Annotated in this window: 3 tRNA genes and 1 rRNA gene; all 4 read right to left on the bottom strand. The window is 48.4% G+C overall.

From position 1 onward, the window contains the following. Window positions 1–84: ribosomal RNA gene (locus tag ACTWP7_RS20405) — 16S ribosomal RNA — on the bottom strand; the annotation flags it as partial. 118 nt (window positions 85–202) lie between these two features. Next, a tRNA-Ile gene (locus tag ACTWP7_RS20400) sits at window positions 203–279 on the bottom strand. A gap of 17 nt (window positions 280–296) precedes the next feature. Beyond that, window positions 297–370: transfer RNA gene (locus ACTWP7_RS20395), tRNA-Gly, on the bottom strand. Between the two features lie 33 nt (window positions 371–403). Next, window positions 404–480, bottom strand: a tRNA-Pro gene (locus ACTWP7_RS20390). Window positions 481–529 lie beyond the last annotated feature (49 nt).

Below are 529 nucleotides of genomic sequence, written 5' to 3'. Positions count from 1 at the left end.
ATCCGCTTGCTTCCCGCGCTCGACTTGCATGTATTAGGCACGCCGCCAGCGTTCGTCCTGAGCCAGGATCAAACTCTCCATAAAAGTTGAGATTGATTAGCTCTTTGCACACCGAATGTGCTTGTTTAAATTCCTTCTTTATTGAAAGAATATCTTGACGTACTGGTTGGTTCGTTCAGTTTTCAAAGATCAAAAGTGTTCATGGTGGGCCTGAGTGGACTTGAACCACCGACCTCACGCTTATCAGGCGTGCGCTCTAACCAACTGAGCTACAGGCCCCAATGTTAAAGAAATAATGGAGCGGGTGAAGGGAATCGAACCCTCATCATCAGCTTGGAAGGCTGAGGTTTTACCACTAAACTACACCCGCAATATATAGTTATGAATTGTAAGAGTTGCTCGATGGTCGGGAAGACAGGATTCGAACCTGCGACCCCTTGGTCCCAAACCAAGTGCTCTACCAAGCTGAGCTACTTCCCGTATAATGGCGCGCCCGAGAGGAGTCGAACCCCTAACCTTCTGATCCGTA

Origin of the sequence: Halobacillus sp. B29 (assembly GCF_052246755.1) — a bacterium.
Lineage (GTDB): Bacteria > Bacillota > Bacilli > Bacillales > Halobacillaceae > Halobacillus > Halobacillus halophilus.
This window is presented reverse-complemented; position numbering and strand designations above follow the sequence as displayed.